10 protein-coding genes are annotated in these 17,832 nt (G+C 32.6%); 1 reads left to right on the top strand and 9 read right to left on the bottom strand.

The annotated features are described in order from the left end of the window. Window positions 1–298 precede the first annotated feature (298 nt). From H6578_08935 to H6578_08905, 7 genes are all read right to left on the bottom strand, one after another. Window positions 299–2,692, bottom strand: a complete 2,394-nt coding sequence (locus H6578_08935; protein ID MCB9227273.1) for a sodium-translocating pyrophosphatase — start codon at window positions 2,690–2,692, stop codon at window positions 299–301. Between the two features lie 126 nt (window positions 2,693–2,818). Further along, window positions 2,819–3,370 (bottom strand): SPOR domain-containing protein, encoded by a 552-nt coding sequence (locus tag H6578_08930; protein ID MCB9227272.1) that lies wholly within the window; start codon window positions 3,368–3,370, stop codon window positions 2,819–2,821. A gap of 86 nt (window positions 3,371–3,456) precedes the next feature. Beyond that, window positions 3,457–3,597, bottom strand: coding sequence for a hypothetical protein (locus H6578_08925; GenBank protein ID MCB9227271.1), 141 nt, complete (start codon window positions 3,595–3,597; stop codon window positions 3,457–3,459). Further along, window positions 3,594–4,844 carry a peptidoglycan DD-metalloendopeptidase family protein gene (locus H6578_08920; GenBank protein ID MCB9227270.1) on the bottom strand — a complete coding sequence of 417 codons (1,251 nt, stop codon included), beginning with the start codon at window positions 4,842–4,844 and terminating at the stop codon, window positions 3,594–3,596. The genes H6578_08925 and H6578_08920 overlap by 4 nt, the downstream gene beginning before the upstream one ends. A gap of 50 nt (window positions 4,845–4,894) precedes the next feature. Then, entirely contained in the window at window positions 4,895–5,326 is a 432-nt protein-coding gene (locus tag H6578_08915; protein ID MCB9227269.1) for a DUF2147 domain-containing protein, read from the bottom strand. Window positions 5,327–5,358: 32 nt separating this feature from the next. After that, window positions 5,359–6,018 carry a leucyl/phenylalanyl-tRNA--protein transferase gene (locus H6578_08910; protein MCB9227268.1) on the bottom strand — a complete coding sequence of 220 codons (660 nt, stop codon included), beginning with the start codon at window positions 6,016–6,018 and terminating at the stop codon, window positions 5,359–5,361. Further along, a complete protein-coding gene (locus H6578_08905; protein MCB9227267.1) occupies window positions 6,018–7,229 on the bottom strand; it encodes a 3-phosphoshikimate 1-carboxyvinyltransferase in 1,212 nt (403 codons plus the stop codon). The genes H6578_08910 and H6578_08905 overlap by 1 nt, the downstream gene beginning before the upstream one ends. Window positions 7,230–7,337: 108 nt before the next feature. Between H6578_08905 and H6578_08900 the strand changes: the two genes are divergently transcribed. Then, window positions 7,338–16,553 carry a S8 family serine peptidase gene (locus tag H6578_08900; GenBank protein ID MCB9227266.1) on the top strand — a complete coding sequence of 3,072 codons (9,216 nt, stop codon included), beginning with the start codon at window positions 7,338–7,340 and terminating at the stop codon, window positions 16,551–16,553. On the opposite strand, the gene aroB is transcribed toward H6578_08900, so the two are convergent. Then, a complete protein-coding gene (gene aroB / locus H6578_08895; protein MCB9227265.1) occupies window positions 16,542–17,549 on the bottom strand; it encodes a 3-dehydroquinate synthase in 1,008 nt (335 codons plus the stop codon). The genes H6578_08900 and aroB overlap by 12 nt on opposite strands. Continuing rightward, a complete protein-coding gene (locus tag H6578_08890) occupies window positions 17,542–17,829 on the bottom strand; it encodes an antibiotic biosynthesis monooxygenase (GenBank protein ID MCB9227264.1) in 288 nt (95 codons plus the stop codon). The genes aroB and H6578_08890 overlap by 8 nt, the downstream gene beginning before the upstream one ends. Window positions 17,830–17,832 lie beyond the last annotated feature (3 nt).

The following is a 17,832-nucleotide window of genomic DNA, read 5'->3' as shown; positions in this document are numbered from 1 at the left end:
AGGTAATTGGGTAATTTGGAAGTAATATACAGCGTACGTCATGCCTGCGGAGGCAGGTATCTCAATATCCAGTTAGTACAGTTCTATTTTACGGAATTACCGCCTTCGCGGTAATGACGATTTGAGGAAGGTTTGCTAAATATATCACGTACGTCATGCCTCTACCTGTCGGCAGACATGGTTTGTAGAAAGGTATCTTAATATCAGTTAGCACAGTTATATTGTATGAGATTGTTAACGGAAACAAAAAAAGCTACAATTTTAATTGTAGCCTTTCATTATAGTTTTTGATTGAGATTTATTCTTCGTCCATAAAACTTGATAAATCAAAACCGTCAGCTTCTAATTTTAATATAGTTGCTTCATCTAAATCTTCAATACTTCCAGAAACAAATTCTATAGTTTTAACGCCATCAACTTCTACTGCTTTAAATTCTACTGTGCTACCATCCGTTTCATCAGCTATTTCAATAACTCTTTCTTCTATTACATGGCTTGTAGTTTCTGTATGGTGATTGTTAGCATTAATATGTTCTCCTAAAATTGGAGCAATAACTAAGCCCACTAAGCAAGTTAATTTAATTAAAATGTTCATAGAAGGACCAGAAGTGTCTTTAAATGGATCTCCTACAGTATCTCCTGTTACGGCAGCTTTGTGAGCATCGCTACCTTTAAAAGTCATTTTACCGTCTATTTCTACACCTGCTTCAAAAGATTTTTTAGCATTATCCCACGCACCACCAGCATTGTTTTGAAAAATAGCCCAAAGTACGCCACTTACGGCTACTCCCGCCATGTATCCACCTAAAACTTCGGCAGCCAATTTATAATCAAAACCTGTGGCAATAATAGCAATACCCACCACTAAAAGAGGTGTAACAATAGTAATAGCTCCCGGTAACATCATTTCTTTTAAGGCTGCTTTTGTAGAAATATCAACACATTTTCCGTATTCCGGTTTGCCTGTTCCTTCCATAATTCCCGGAATTTCTTTAAACTGGCGTCTTACTTCTTTTACCATTTCCATAGCAGCTTTTCCTACGCTGTTCATTGCTAAAGCAGAAAAAACAACAGGAATCATACCGCCTACAAATAAAGCGGCCAATACAGGTGCTTTAAAAATATTGATACCGTCTATTCCTGTAAAAGTTACATAAGCAGCAAATAAAGCTAAAGCCGTTAGTGCGGCAGAAGCAATAGCAAAACCTTTGCCCGTAGCAGCCGTTGTATTTCCTACTGAATCTAATATATCTGTTCTTTCTCGTACTTCGTCAGGTAGTTCACTCATTTCTGCTATACCACCGGCATTATCTGCTATAGGACCAAAAGCATCAATAGCTAACTGCATAGCAGTAGTTGCCATCATAGCACTGGCGGCTATAGCAATACCATAAAAACCAGCAAAAGCATAAGATGCCCAAATTGCGGCAGCAAATAAAATAACAGGTCCGGCAGTTGAAATCATGCCTGTAGCTAATCCTGCTATAATGTTTGTAGCTGCTCCGGTACTTGATTTTTGTACTATTTCTAAAACTGGTTTTTTGCCTAAACCTGTGTAGTATTCTGTCATAGCAGATATTACCGCACCGACAAAAAGACCGATACAAACAGCAATAAATATATTCATTTGGCTTACAACCATAGAACCTTCTCCAAAGAAATTCATAGTGATAGTTTCCGGCATTAACCATTTAATTAAAAAGAAAGAGGCAATTAAAGTTAAAACAATAGAACCCCAGTTTCCTTTGTTTAGTGCTCCTTGTACTTGTGCTTCTTTGGCATCATCATTAGCACTTATAAAGAAAGTACCTATAATAGAGAAAATAATACCTAAACCTGCAATTACTATAGGCAATAAAATAGGACCATAGCCTACAGAAATGCCATCTTCTATAAAAGTATCTCTAATAATGTAGTTTCCTAAAACCATAGTAGCCAAAATAGTAGCTACATAACTACCAAATAAATCGGCTCCCATACCGGCTACGTCTCCTACGTTGTCGCCCACGTTATCTGCAATAGTAGCAGGATTACGAGGGTCATCTTCAGGAATACCGGCTTCTACTTTACCTACTAAATCAGCACCTACATCGGCAGCTTTTGTGTAAATACCACCACCCACACGAGCAAATAAAGCGATAGACTCTGCTCCTAATGAGAAACCTGCTAATGCTTCAAGTACCATCGTCATTTCGTGGTAGAAATCTCCACCTTCTGTCATAAACATTTTAACCAATACTAAGAATATTAAGCTTAAGCCAAACACGGCTAAGCCTGCAACTCCAAGTCCCATAACTGTTCCACCTTTAAAGGCAACTTGCAATGCTTTAGATAAAGATGAACGAGCTGCTTGTGTGGTTCTTACGTTAGCTTGCGTAGCTATTCTCATACCTACATTGCCCGCTAAAGCAGAAAAAACTGCTCCTATAATAAATGCAGGAACAATTAACCAATGTGTAGAAGGAACTATAACAGATATTAAGAATAAAAGAACGGATGCAATAGCAACAAATATCATTAAGATTTTGTATTCTGCATTTAAAAAAGCCAAAGCACCTTCGTTTATAAAAGTGGCTAATGACTGCATTTTTTCATTTCCTGCATCTTGTTTTTTTACCCAAGATTGTAAGTAAAACATGTATGCTAAACCTACTAAAGCAAGGATAAGTGGTAAATAAAAAGCTATACCCATAATTTCGTGTTTTTTATTTTAGATTGTTTTTTAATTTTTAATTAGCGTGCAAAGATAAGTATATATTGCAAATTAAAAAAGCACTTGAAATTTCAAGTGCTTTTTTAAAATTTTTCAGTTATAAGCTTACTCCGTATCCATATATATTATAGAATCTTCATTAGAGGGAGAATCTTTCTTTGTTTTTTTGTTGCTAATATTATTAGAGCTGTTACTACTGTTATTCAAATTATCAGTTTGAATACTTGTAGTGTTTGTCATTGATTTAATTTCGTCAGCGGTAAAATTGACCTTTTTATTATTGTTTGTACTATTAGAATTTTTGGTAAGTGCGTTATTCTGAGTATTTGAATAATTATCTATTGAGAAAGACATATTTCTTGCACCTTCTGCATATTCTGTAACGAAAGCATCTTTAATACCCATTTTTTTAATTTGGTCTCTGAAAGTTAAAGCTTCCTCAAGAGAATTGAAATTACCTATTGAGTATCTATGAGATCCTGCAATTATTTCATGAAAAATTGCCTTAGGACTATTTAATAAATCGCTGATGTCAAAATTGCTAAATAGACCAATCTGTACTCTATAATTTCCAGCTGCTATATTAGTTTGAGATTTTGTAACGGCAGGAGCAGTAGGTGTTGTTTGTAAACTATTCTTTAGTTTCAAATATTCCATATTAGATATTGCTACTTGACTTTTTAGCTCATTTATATCTTCTTGTTGGTCGCCTATAATTTTTGTCTTTTCCTGAGATTCATTTTTTAGAACAATATATTTTCAGGATTTTTAAGCAAAGCCTTTATCTCTTTTTTAGCTTCTTTTGTTTCTTCTTTGGTGTACTCCTGTGAGTTTCCAATTGAAAACAAAAGCAGTCCTAATAGGGTTAAATAAATCTTTATCATACGTTAAGGAGTTTTAAATTAGTTATTTTAGTGTATAAATCTTCTATTGTTTTTTTGTAAGCAGGTATTTCATCTTTAGGCAATGGGTCTGCTTTTGGTTTTATTTCTTTATAAGGGTCAACTTGCTTTCCGTTTTTCCAAAATCTATAACAAACGTGAGGTCCAGTGGCTAAACCTGTGCTACCCACATAACCTATAACCTGCCCTTGCTGCACATACACACCTTTTTTTATGCCTTTAGCTATTTTTGACATGTGCAAATACTGTGTGCTGTATGTGTCGTTGTGTTTAATTTTTACATAATTGCCATTATATTTTTTATACTGAGCGTTAGTTACTACACCATTTGCGGTAGCATAAATAGGCGTTCCTGTAGGTGCAGCATAATCGGTTCCTAAGTGCGGTTTATTCTTTTTAGTAACAGGGTGATATCTGTTTTTTGAATATTTACTACTGATACGGCTATATGCCACAGGAGCTTGTAAAAAGAACTGTTTTAGGGTGTTGCCTTCCTCATCAAAATACTCAAATTTTTCATTGCCTGCTCTTGTGTAAGAAAATGCTAAATGGTCTTTTCCTAAGTGGTTAAAATTAATGGCTTTTATATCAAATTCTCCTATAGAACGACCTTCTACTATTTCTTCATCATATATTACTTTAAAAAAATCACCCTCTTGTATTCTGTAAAAATCTATTGTCCATTTAAAAATATCACTCATTTCTATAGCCAAAGTAGGATTGATATCGTAGCTCATTAAAGTATTGTACAAAGAACCATTTACTTGCAGTGCTATTTCATTGCTTTGAATTTCAATAGGCTTTTTTTCTAAGCTGGCGGTTAATTCATCTTTTGTAAAATCAAATACTGCGTATTCTATTACATTCTTTTCATAAATAAATTTGCGTGGACTTATTTTTTTGTCTTTTACATTTATTACAAAAGCATAAGGGTTTCCACTTTTAAATTTTTTGGCATCAAATATATCGGCATTGTAAGTGCTTACGCTTAAAGCTGAATTGTTGTCTAAATCAAATTTTGAAAAAACTGTAGATAGAAATTCATTGGGTTTTACGGTGTTTCTAATAATTAAACTACCGTTTTTAAAATTCCCATAGTTTGAATAATAAACTCCTTTTTTTTCATGATTGCTTTTAACTAATTTCTTTTTGCCATTAAAAGAAAATGAAAATAAGGTTAGCAGTAAAGTAAATACAAAAACTGCCCTAATAAGTTTAAATATTTGCATCTTACAAATTTATGATTGTGTGTGAATATAAATAATGTGTGTTTTAAACATTACTCTTTAGTACGTGTCCATTTTTCTGTTCTACCTAATGCAGGTATGCCTATATATCCTCTAACATCAAGATTGTTGGCATCTGTCAAGGTCATTTTGCATTTATATGTTTTTCCATTTTCGGGGTCGTAAATAGTGCCATCTACAAATTTGCCATCATCATAAACAAAGTTTTGAAGTACTTCTAAACCAATTATAGGATTGTTTCTATATTTAGATTCAGGATTATTTTCGTCTGTTTTTGGTTTTCCGGTTTTTTCGCTCAAAGGTTCTTTTAGCCATATTATTTTGCCATAATAGCTGTCGCCTTTTTTAAATATTTTTACTTTTCCTGTTTTAGTAGTGTTGTACCAAATGCCTTCAATATTGCCTTGAGCAAACATAAATGCTACAGCAAAAGTTAAAAATAAAGTGCCAAATAATTTTTTCATGTTTAATTTCATTTTACAAAGTTAATATAAATTTAAAATACAGATTGTTTTTCGGTTTCTTTAACAATTTTTGCATAGAAGGAATTAAACGGTATGTTTTCTGCTCCTAATGATGCTAAATGTTTAGTATAAACTTGACAATCTATTATACTGAAATCAAATTTCGTTCCTAAATGAATTAACGCCAATTTAGAAGTATTATTTTCTTTGTGAAACATACTCTCTCCAAAGAAAACAGTTCCCAAATTTACGCCATACAAACCGCCAACTAATTCTTCTTTTTTGTTCCAAACCTCTACGGAGTGTGCCATGCCTTTTTTGTGCAATTTTATGTAGGCTTTTTCCATATCGTTAGTTATCCAGGTGCCATTTTGATTTTTGCGTTTTACTTTTTTGCAATTTCCTATTACATTTTCAAATGATTGATTTAAAGTTATATGGTATTCGTTTTTGTTTATTAATTGTTTCATACTTTTTGAAACTTTTAATTTTTCGGGAAACAAAACAAAGCGTGGGTTTGGGGCAAACCATAAAATAGGTTCGTCTTCATTATACCATGGGAAAATGCCATTTTTATAGGCAAGAATTAATCTTTCTGTAGATAAATCTCCACCAATGGCTAATAGTCCATCGGATTCTGCTAACGATGGATGAGGGAAAATGAGTTCTTCCGTAAGTTGATAAACAGGCATTACGATGCAAATATTCCTATTTTTTCCATTTCTAACCAAAAATTAGGAAAAGATTTTTTTACTACTTCGGGATTTTCAATTTCTAATTTTGGATGTAGCAATTTTAAAGGAGCAAAAGCCATAGCCATGCGGTGGTCGTTGTAAGTATTAATTTTAGGGTTGTAAGTTTCTGTGGGTAAGGCTCTTTTTAAAGTATAAGAATGGTCTTTGTTTTCTATGAGCAACCACCTTAGTTTTTTAAGTTCATTTTGTAAAGCTTTTATTCTATCGGTTTCTTTGTTTTTTAAAGTGTGGAGTCCTTTAAAATTGCCTTGTATACCTAAGCTTGTACAAGTACAAATTACAGTTTGAGCTAAATCGGGACAATCGGAAAAATCATAGTTTAAGTAATCTATTTTATGTTCTGAATGTTCAAGAACTAAATCATTTCCATTTACAATTGTTTTTACACCTAATCTGTAATAAATTTCAGCAACAATTTTATCGCCTTGCCATGAGTTTGAACTTAGATTTTTAAGTGTTAGTCTCCCGTTTTTCATTAATGCAAATGCACTGTAAAAATAGGACGCACTACTCCAATCATTTTCTATTACAAGTGAGTTCGGATGGTAATCCTGTTCTTTAATTTCTATTTTATTTTCTTTGTATTTTACTTTTACGCCAAAATGTTCCATTATATTTTTTGTCATTAAAATATAGGATTCAGAAGTTGTTTTTCCTTTTAATGTTATAGTTAAACCATTTTTTAACGCAGGAGCAATCAGCATAAGTGCTGTGGTAAATTGGCTACTTATAGTTGCATCTATTTCTAAATTTCCGCCTGTAGTATTAGTACCGTCAACTATAAACGGAAGATGATATTTTTTATCTAAATATTCAAATTTAGCACCTAAGTTTTCTAAAGCTGAGCATAACTCTTTCATGGGGCGTTCTTGCATTCTTGGGTGTGCAGTTATGTGTGTTTTTTGCTTTTTAAGTGCATAAAAAGCAGTTAAAAAACGAGCTGCCGTGCCTGCCATGCCTACATCTTTTTTTGTAGAATTATCAGATAAATTATGCAACATTATCTGAGTATCTTCAGCAGCGGAAATGTTTAAAAGTTTAATGGAATTACTGCATATAGCTTGAATAATTAAAGCTCTATTGCTTATACTTTTAGAGGCGGGAAGATTTATTGAAATATTAGATGTTTTGTCAGATAAAGTACCCATTTAGATAGATTAGATATTTATTTATAAAATTAAATTGCTAAATTTATTAAAATACATTATAATTATTGTACTTTTATATCCTATTAATTTTATGATTAAAAAATTAGGATGAAAAAAATTATACTAACAAAAATATTAATTTTATTTGGATTTTTCATTTATTCCCAAAATGAGTATTTTCTTAAAACGTATAATTATTTTGAAATAGATTTATCGGAAGATATTTATTCTCAAAATAATCCATTATTTGATTTTATAAAAAATAATGAAATACAAAGTATAGAAAAGCCTTTTAAAACGAAGGATGTCAATTTACAACATACATACTTACTTAAAACCAATGCTAATATATCGTTAGAAAGATTATTGGAAAATACAAAACAATATTCTTTTATAGAATATATAGAAGAAGTACCGCAGTACGAACTTTTTTATACACCTAATGACCCTTTGTATCCACAGCAATATGCTTTACCGTTAATAAATGCTCCTTTAGCGTGGGATATTGCTACTTGTATAGGCAATAGTCAAGTAGTGTTGGCTATTACAGATGACGCAGTGCGTATAACCCATGAAGATATTGCACCCATTTTGTGGAATAATCCTAATGAAATACCTAATAATGGCATTGATGATGATAATAATGGCTTTATAGATGATGTAGTAGGTTGGGATGCAGCAGATAATGATAATAATCCTGCTCCTCCGGCATCGGCTACTAATTCTTATTTTTCTCATGGTACGCATGTGGCAGGTATAGCAGGCGGAGCTACGGACAATGCTATTGGAATAGCTTCTATAGGTTATGGCGTACAATTAATGCCTGTAAAAATAGGAGCAAATAGTAGTGGTAGTTTAGTAGGAGCATGGGCAGGAATAGATTATACCATAGCATGTGGTTATGTAGATGTTGTAAATATGAGTTGGGGTGGGGGTTCGTATTCAGTTACCTATCAAAATTTAATAACAGCAGGCTACAACCAAGGAATAACATTTGTGGCAGCAGCTGGAAATAGCAATACAAGCGTGCCTATGTATCCTGCCGCTTATAACCATGTTATAAGTGTGGCTGCCACCAATCAAACAGATACAAGAGCTTCTTTTTCAAACTATGGAAGCACTATAGACGTGGCAGCTCCCGGGGTAGCTATACTAAGTACGGTGGCAGGAGCAGATAATGCCTATGATATTAAGCAAGGAACATCTATGGCATCGCCACTAGTGGCAGGTTTATGTGCTTTAATGAAATGCTATAATTATGGTGCTACCCCCGATATGATAGAAAGTTGCCTTAAAACAACTGCCGTAAATATAGATGCACAAAACCCCAGTTATATCAATCAGTTAGGAGCAGGCAGGGTAGATGCACAAGCGGCATTGCAGTGCTTGAGTACTTCTCCTGTGGTGGCTTTTTATGCAGAAGATACCTTGGTATGTCCCAATCAATCTATACAGTTTTATAGCCAAAGTGCCGGGGTGCAACCTTTAACCTATAGCTGGTCTTTTCCGGGGGGTATGCCTAGCACTTCGGTATTGCAAAACCCTACAGTAAGCTATGCTACTACGGGAGTGTATAGTGTTACTTTAACCGTAACAAATGCCTATGGTAATGATGTGCTAACAAAAACAAATTATATAACAGTAACTACACCTACAGCCACTATTTCGGGAAATGCAACTATAGTTCCGGGCGGAGTAGCTTTTTTAAGAGTGGATTTTACAGGTGTACCACCTTATAGTTTTACTTATACAGATGGCACTAACAATTTTACACAAAATAATGTTCAGTATTCGCCATATTATATTCAGGTAAATCCTTCTGCAACCACTACTTACAGTTTGGTAAGTATGAGTAATGATAACTGTAATGGAACGGTAAGTGGGAGTGCGGAAGTGAATGTAAGCACGTCTGTTTCTACAAATTGTTCAAACTCCTATCAATTTACATTGAATGATAACGGAGATAGTGAAGCAAATGCTGTTGTTTTAACACAGGATGGAGGTTATGTATTAGTGGGGTATACTAATGATGGTGTTTTTGGTTCTATTGATTTATTTGTTAGTAAATTTAATAGCCAAGATCAATTAATGTGGAATAAAATTATTGGTACGTCTAATTCAGAAAAGGGGGTGTCAATTCATGTGATAGAGGATAATAATGGAGATTTATTAGTAATGTCGGGATCATCTCAATATATAGATTTTGCAAATAGGACAAAAAATACAACATTAATAAAATTAAGTACTTCCGGTTCTATAATATGGGCTAAAAATAAATTAATACCAAATACTTCTGATTACTTTAATGGAAGGGATTTAATTTTTCAAAATGGACATTATTATTTAACGGGCAGTCAAATAATAAGTAATGGAGGCAATTCAGATGCCTTTTTAATGGAAGTAGATGCCAATGGGAATGCTTTATGGTCAAGTAGTTTTAATGGTTCATATATAGATCATTCAATAAATGTAATTTTACATTCTAACAATAATTTGTATTGGGGAGGTCTTAATAGAACTTTTGCTTCAGGTGCTTCAACAGCAACTATTCATTGTTCTAATAATATAGGAAATGCATTATGGGCTAAAAAATATGATATTCCAAATTTGGCTGATGGATTTGATGGATTTGTAGAAGCTGATAATGGAGATATTTTAGGTTTGGGAAGAACTGACGTGAACGCAAATGCTGATTTGTATATAATTAGAGTAGATGCTATCGGGAATTTAATTTGGTCAAAATCTTTGGCTGGTTCGGATTACGATGAAGGAATGAGTATTAAGAAAATGAGCGGAGATAGTTATATCATTTCAGGTGTTACCTCAAGTTTTGGTAATGGAAAGCAGCTATTTGTTACAAAGATTAATGGACAGGGCAATGAAATTTGGACTAAAATTTATGGTGGGCAACAAGATGAATCTGTTTATGCACATCCTAATATGTTGGCAATTAATGAAAGTGGTGGTTACGGAATTTTGGTAGGTTCTACCCAAAGTTACGGGGGAAGTGATTTTGATCCTTATATAATTAAATTTAATTTAGAGGAACAAGACAGTTGCAGTGCACAAGGAATATTGTGGGTAGAGCAAACCATAAATCCAATTGTTCAAAATATAAGTGCATCTAATACATCTCTGGGTAATTTTGCTTCATATAATATGTCTGAAACAGTTAATCCTATGGTTGTAGATACAAGCTGTTTTGCTGTTTGTAATTCTAATTCGGAAACTTCTTGCACCGATTTATTTCAAAAATATTATGACAACTCCCAAGATTCTAAAAACATCAGTAATTATATTACTTCCGATGGGGGTTATGTAATAGCTGGTATGACTAATAGTTATGGCGCAGGGCAAGAAGATATTTTTGTAGTAAAATATAATGCCAATAACCAAGTTGAGTGGTCTAATACTTATGGTACTACTTCAAGAGAGCTGGCAGGTACAGCTTATATTATTCAAACTACAACAAACGACTATCTTGTAGCTTTTGAATCAACTGCCTATTCAAATAGAACTGATGCAGGAGGATTAGTTTATATGAGATTAGATGCAACTGGTAATATAGTTTGGCAAAAAGCTATAGATGTTTCGGGCTCTTCTTACTTGCATGCCTCAAGTATTTTAGAATATAATAATGAATTTTACTTAATGGGGTCATCGGGTGGTGGAGCACAAATTTATACGTTAAAAATAGACGGTAGTGGCAATAGAATATGGATGAAGAAATTAAGATTTGGTTCTATAGAGCATGGAATGCGACAAATATTAGGTAATAATGGTAAAATATATGGTTGTGGCACCACAACGGCCTTTGGAGGTGGCGAAAAAGGAGTTGTTTATCAATTAGAACCTTCTAATGGGAATGTTGATTGGGTTAAAACCTACGATAACTATAGTGGAAGCGATTTTTATTATAGTATAAATAAAACACCCGATAACAATATAATACTTACCGGAGCAAGTAATGGTGGCAATATACTAACCAAGATAGATTATGCAGGTAATATTATTTGGAATAAATATTTTAATCAATCAGGTTCAGAGTTTGGAGATGAGATAATGGTATCTTCTGACGGAAGTCTGTACATGGCGGGTAAAACTAATAATATAGCAGGTCATGGTAGTTATGATGTGTTTGTAACAAAATTAGATGCAAATGGGGTAGAGCAATGGACAAAATTATATGGTGGGGCTGCCGAAGAAGATATTTTTCATAGAGATGGTTTCTTTAAAATAAATGAAAATGAAGGATATGGGTTACTTTCCTATGCCACTAGAAGCTATGGCGGAAATGATTTTGACATTACCATTACAAAATTGAGTTTAGGAACAGATACGGTTTGCAATGAAATAAATACAGTACTTTGGAATGAATCTAATATTAATATTACACCCGTTTCAAGAACTTTTACAGAAGGAATATACCCTACAGAAATAAATGCCAATTTATCTAAACTGACTATGCCTATAACTGAAAGCGTTATATGTGAGGTGTTGTGTAACACCCAAACTAATTCAAATTGTGATTATTTAAAAACATACAATAATTATAATACTGTAAATGATATTGTTTATAAAAGTGCTACGAATCAACTATACATGAGTGGTGGAACCGTAAATGGCAATCTATTTATGGCAAATATGGAAACAGACGGAACTACTAACTGGTCGCGAGAGTATGCTGCTAGTGCAGGCACTACTTCTTTTATTGGCACTATTTTGTTTGCCGATAATAATTCGGATATATTAACAGTAGAATTAAAAAATGACCAAGCAATAATATATAGAATTGACAATGCAGGAAACATTGTTTGGAATAAACGTCTGCAAAAAGGTATCATAAGACGACCTAAACTAGTAAATGCCGGAAACAATGAATATTATATGGTTTGCTGGTATGCACCTTCTGGCTCATCCGATAATTTGGTAGTGTATAAATTTGATGGAAATGGAAATGTATTATGGTCTTATCAATACGATTATTCTGATGACCAATTTTTTAGAGTTATATCTAATGGTGCAGGAGGACTTGCTATGTCAGGAGTTCTTTCTTCCAATCCTTTCCTACTTGAAATAGATCCAAATGGAAATATAATACATAGTAAAATAGAGAATTCCTCCACTTATTCTTTATATAGAAGTATATTTAAAGATGGAAACTTTTATTATGCACACGGTTCAGATAAAAGTGGAAGCAATGCTAAAATTTTTATAGAAAAATTTGATGCTAATTTTAATCCTATTTGGAAGCAAAGTACAGGATGGATTTCCAATAGAGATGTATATGATGGCGAAATATTAAAAGATGCTTTTGGTAATTTATATTTATATACTCCTGTATATGTAGGTAGTACTATTCAAGATGAATTATTAATTAAATTTGATGCTTCGGGAAATGTACTTAAAGAAAAAACATCAACAATAAACAATTCATTATTATTGCATGGAACTATAGTTCCGGCAGCAAGTGCAGAAGAACTCATTATAGCTTATACTTCGCCATATTTTTCTAACGGAAATAAAGTAGGTATAATAAAAACAGATACAGCCTTAAGTTCTTGTATTTTAGTAGATACAACTTTAGCCTTTGGTACTGTTTCCTCCTCTATGACTACTATTAATTTTACTAGATCAAATATTACATTAAATGTTTTTAATGATATTCCTACAGTTAATACCCTTACTGTTTTAACTGAAATAGAATGTGAAGTAAATTGCGATACACCAATTAATCCTATAGTAGTATGCAATAACTCTTCTATAGATACATTAATCTGTTTAGGCGATTCATTGCAAATAGATTTAGGTGCAGTAAGCAATATATCGTGGACACCTAATTACAATATATCTGATGTAAATAGTGCAAACCCAATTTTTTGGCCGGAAACAGATACTACATATATTGTTTATTACGAAGATTCTGTGTGCCAATATTTTGATACCCTGCATATACAAATTAGTAGTTTAGACGTAGAAGCATCTTTTAATGACACAACAGTATGTCCAAATACAAACGTTCAACTTAATGCCACCGGAGCAGTATCTTATATTTGGATGCCAAGTGCTAATTTGAATAATGCCAATATAGCTGACCCAATTTTTAATGGCAATACAACAGATACATTAATAGTAATAGGGCAAAATAGTAATGGTTGCGAAGCCAGCGATACGGTTATCATTAATGTATTACCTTGTTGTGGTGCTTTTGCCGATTTTGATATAAGCGACAGCATTATTTGTGTTAATGAAACAGTTACTTTTACCAATACATCTATAGAAGGAACAAACCCAACCTTTACTTGGAATTTTGGAACAGGGGCTAGCCCTGCAACTTATGTGGGACAAAATCCACCTGCGGTTACATATACAATTCCGGGAATGTATCAAGTGCAGTTAATTTTATCTGATGATTGCGGGCAAGATACTGTTTTAAAGAATATTTATGTAAATGATATTCCTTTATTAAACTTAGCTCCGGATACCAATATTTGTGGTAATGATAGTGTACATTATCAATTAGGAGATATAGGTATTTCTGACTATACTTATATATGGACACCTACTAATGGCTTAGATAATTCAAATATTGCCAATCCTATAGCAAGTATAAATTACTCAGAAACATACACGGTGGTTGTTACAGATAATTTTACCGGCTGTGTAAATACAGATAGTGTTACTATTCATTTTGTATATGAGCCCGATTCTATAATAAAATATAGTGCTACTTCTATTTGTGCCAATGATAGTGTGCAACTTTATGTTGATGCCCCAAATGATTCTTTAATATGGAGTAATGGTAGCCAATTTGATACACTTAATTTTGTTTTACTTCAAGATACACAAATAACAGTTAGACTATTTATTGAAGATTGTATTTTCTATGATACTTTAAATATAGAAGTAGATACTATCCCTAATGTTAATTTAGTGTTTAATGATACGGTTTGTATTAACTCATGGGATACAATACATGTACAAACCACAGGCATACCTGTTTGGGAAAGTGGAGATACAGCCACAGCATATCCTGTATTTATAGAGCAAGATACCATACTCTATTTAACTACCTATAATGGTTTGTGTGGGATAGAAGACACTATATACATTTATACAAGAGATTTGCCGGAAGATAGTATAACAGGAGTAGATACAGTTTGTATAAATAGTACGGAAAGTTATAGCGTAGCAGGAGCGTATAATTATTTGTGGTCAAATGGTAGTACATCAAATTCTGCCACATATACTATAGAATCAGATACTATAATCTATGTTACTTATGAAGATGCTTATTGTCAAAATACCGATTCATTTAATGTTTTTGTAGTAGATACACCTCAAATAGTTATAATAGGAGATACAAATTATTGCGAAGGGGATGTAGTTAATTTAGTGGTAGTAAATACCACAGATAGCGTTTATTGGAACAATGGAACAATAGGTAATACTTATATTGGAAATGCAACTACTTTAGACAATACAATAGTGGTTTATCAATTTAATGATTATTGTGGAATGGTTTCCGATTCTGTAATACTTAATATAGATACTATCCCTAATATTAATTTAGTATTTAATGATACGGTTTGTATTAACTCGTGGGATACCATAAATGTACAAACTACGGGCATACCTGTTTGGGAAAGTGGAGATACTGCCACAGCATATCCTGTATTTATAGAGCAAGATACCATACTCTACTTAACTACCTATAATGGTTTGTGTGGAACAGAGGACACCATACAAATTTATACAAGAGATTTGCCGGAAGATAGTATAACGGGAGTAGATACGGTTTGTATAAATAGTACGGAAAGTTATAGCGTAGCAGGAGCGTATAATTATTTATGGTCAAATGGTAGTGCATCAAATTCTGCCACATATACTATAGAATCAGATACTACCATTTATGTTACTTATGAAGATGCTTATTGTCAAAATACCGATTCATTTAATGTTTTTGTAATAGATACACCTCAAATAGTTATAATAGGAGATACAAATTATTGCGATGGCGATGTAGTTAATTTAATTGTAAATACTACAGATAGCGTTTATTGGAACAATGGAACAATAGGCAATACTTATATTGGAAATGCAACTACTTTAGACAATACAATAGTGGTTTATCAATTTAATGATTATTGTGGAATGGTTTCCGATTCTATAACACTTAATATAGATACTATTCCTGCAAGATTGTTTACTTATACAGATACCGTATGTCAATATGAAAACGATATCATAACTATTAGTTCTACGGGTATTACAACTACATTAAATAACGATACCGTTACGCAAATAGATTTTGTAGTAAATAATGATACTTCGGTTATTTTACAAACCTACAATGGTTATTGTAGTGTTTATGATACCATAAATATATATGCTCGTTCATTACCTAATTTAAGTATTGTAGGAAATGATACTACATGTATTAATACTGTAGAAACATACAGTTTGCCTGTAGGTTATACTTATTTATGGTCAAATGGAGCTACAACCAATAGCACCCAATACACTATAGCAAATGATACCTCAATTATAGTAAATTATGAAGACCAATACTGTAGTAATTATGATAGCTTATTTGTAGTAGCCATAGATACACCTAATGCCACAATAATAGGCGATACTATTTATTGCGAAGGGGATATTTACAACTTAAACATAGCTACAAATGATAGTGTGTGGTGGAGTGTGGGTTCTAATGAAAATCCTTTAGCAGATACAGCTACTATTTCAGAAACCATTACTGCTATTTTATATAACGATTATTGCGGTAATTATACTTCTTCTATTAATTTGTATGTAGATACGTTTCCGGAAATAGATATAGTTTCTCCTATAGAAATGTATGAAAATGATGAAGAACAAGCCGAAGTAATTGGGAATGCAGTAGATTGGTATTGGACACCGCCTTATGGTTTATCGTGTATTAATTGTAAAGAACCTATTATTAATGCCGATTCAAGTATGATTTATATTTTACAGGCAATTAATAACGGCTGTATTTCTTATGATACTTTGGTTGTAAATATTAAAAATTTAAAAGATTGCTTAGTCATTCCTACGGCATTTTCTCCAAATGGAGATGCGGTAAATAATACGTTTAAACCAATAGTATTAGATGAGAAAACAATAGTTCAGTCATTTACAATATACAATCGCTGGGGCGAAAAAATACATGATTCATTACTCCCTTGGGATGGTACATATAAAGGTCAACCACAAAATATAGGAGTTTACATGTATGTGGTAGAATATTATTGTGACGGAGAAAATAAAGTGCTTTCAGGTAATGTAACTTTAATCCGATAAGCAATCATATACTTGATTAGCATTGAGTTTTAAATCAACTATAGGATTACTTATATCTTTTAAAAGGCAAAAGTTAATACTTGAATCATTATTCTTTTTGTCGTTTTGAGCTATAATAATTATTTCTTTTAAAGAAGTATTAGGTATTTGCAAAGGCTTAAAAAACAGGCGTATATGATTTTTTAATCTCGTAGCCATAGAAAAATCTAAGGCGTTAAAATTAACAGATAAATCTATAGCCCAAAGCATACCTTGAGCAACAGCTTCGCCATGAAGCAAATCATAATTTTCTGAAAGACAATAGCTTTCTAAGGCGTGCCCTAAAGTATGACCAAAATTTAGTGTTTTTCTCAATCCTTTATCATAAGGGTCTTGTTTTACAAAATCATTTTTAATATTAATTGATGTTTCTATTAAATTTAAGGTCGGAATTTCATCAATAGGAATACTAAAAAAATGTTCTTCATTAGCTATAATGCCATGTTTTAGCATTTCGGCTTTTCCGGAAAGTAGCTGCCGTGTAGGAAGTGTTTTTAAAAAAATATTGTCTATTAATACAGCTTTAGGTTTGTTAAACACCCCCAGCATATTTTTTTGATTGTAAAAATCAATCCCCGTTTTACCGCCTATGCTGGCATCTACCATAGCAAGCAGGGTAGTGGGTATGTTTACAAAACTAATACCTCTTTTAAATACCGAGGCACAAAAACCGCCCATATCGCCTATAACACCCCCACCTAAATTTATAAGTAAATCATTTCTGTGGGCTTCATGTTCTAATAAAACTGCCCAAATCTGCTGGCAAGTTTGTATATTTTTATGCTGTTCTCCACTTTTTATTTCTATCTCTATAAAATTGTTAAAATGGATAAGTGGCAGACAATCTCTTTTAGTATTTTCATCTACAAGAATAAAGATTTTATTAAAAGAGTTTTCTTTTAAATAAGCGTTTAAAAGCTCATTAATTTCGCCAAAATGTAAGTTTATATTATGCATATTTTTGTGTTGACCAAGCTTCGGGTTTGTCGCTAAATAGTAATTTTACTTTACTCCATATATTTCTAAAAAAATCAGATTGTCTGTATCGCTCTAAAGTTTCTTCATTATCCCAGTGGCTATGAGTAAAAAATATAGTTTCGTCATTTTTATCTCTAAGCAGTTCTAAAAAGCTACATCCTTCAAAACCGGCAATAAATTCTTTTTGTTTTTCAAAAGTAGCCAAGAAATTATCAATTTCATTTGCTTTAAATTTCATTTTCACTATTCGTACTATCATAAT

The sequence above is a fragment of the Chitinophagales bacterium genome (assembly GCA_020635995.1).
Lineage (GTDB): Bacteria > Bacteroidota > Bacteroidia > Chitinophagales > UBA8649 > JAFMKE01.
This window is presented reverse-complemented; position numbering and strand designations above follow the sequence as displayed.

Excerpts from the sequence above, each read along its gene's own strand:
- H6578_08930 (MCB9227272.1), bottom strand. The coding sequence starts at position 3,370 with ATGGAATATTTGAAACTAAAGAATAGTTTACAAACAACACCTACTGCT.
- H6578_08890 (MCB9227264.1), bottom strand. The coding sequence starts at position 17,829 with ATGATAGTACGAATAGTGAAAATGAAATTTAAAGCAAATGAAATTGAT.
- H6578_08905 (MCB9227267.1), bottom strand. The coding sequence starts at position 7,229 with ATGGGTACTTTATCTGACAAAACATCTAATATTTCAATAAATCTTCCC.
- H6578_08915 (MCB9227269.1), bottom strand. The coding sequence starts at position 5,326 with ATGAAAAAATTATTTGGCACTTTATTTTTAACTTTTGCTGTAGCATTT.
- H6578_08910 (MCB9227268.1), bottom strand. The coding sequence starts at position 6,018 with ATGCCTGTTTATCAACTTACGGAAGAACTCATTTTCCCTCATCCATCG.
- H6578_08900 (MCB9227266.1), top strand. The coding sequence starts at position 7,338 with ATGAAAAAAATTATACTAACAAAAATATTAATTTTATTTGGATTTTTC.
- H6578_08925 (MCB9227271.1), bottom strand. The coding sequence starts at position 3,597 with ATGATAAAGATTTATTTAACCCTATTAGGACTGCTTTTGTTTTCAATT.
- H6578_08935 (MCB9227273.1), bottom strand. The coding sequence starts at position 2,692 with ATGGGTATAGCTTTTTATTTACCACTTATCCTTGCTTTAGTAGGTTTA.
- aroB (MCB9227265.1), bottom strand. The coding sequence starts at position 17,549 with ATGCATAATATAAACTTACATTTTGGCGAAATTAATGAGCTTTTAAAC.
- H6578_08920 (MCB9227270.1), bottom strand. The coding sequence starts at position 4,844 with ATGCAAATATTTAAACTTATTAGGGCAGTTTTTGTATTTACTTTACTG.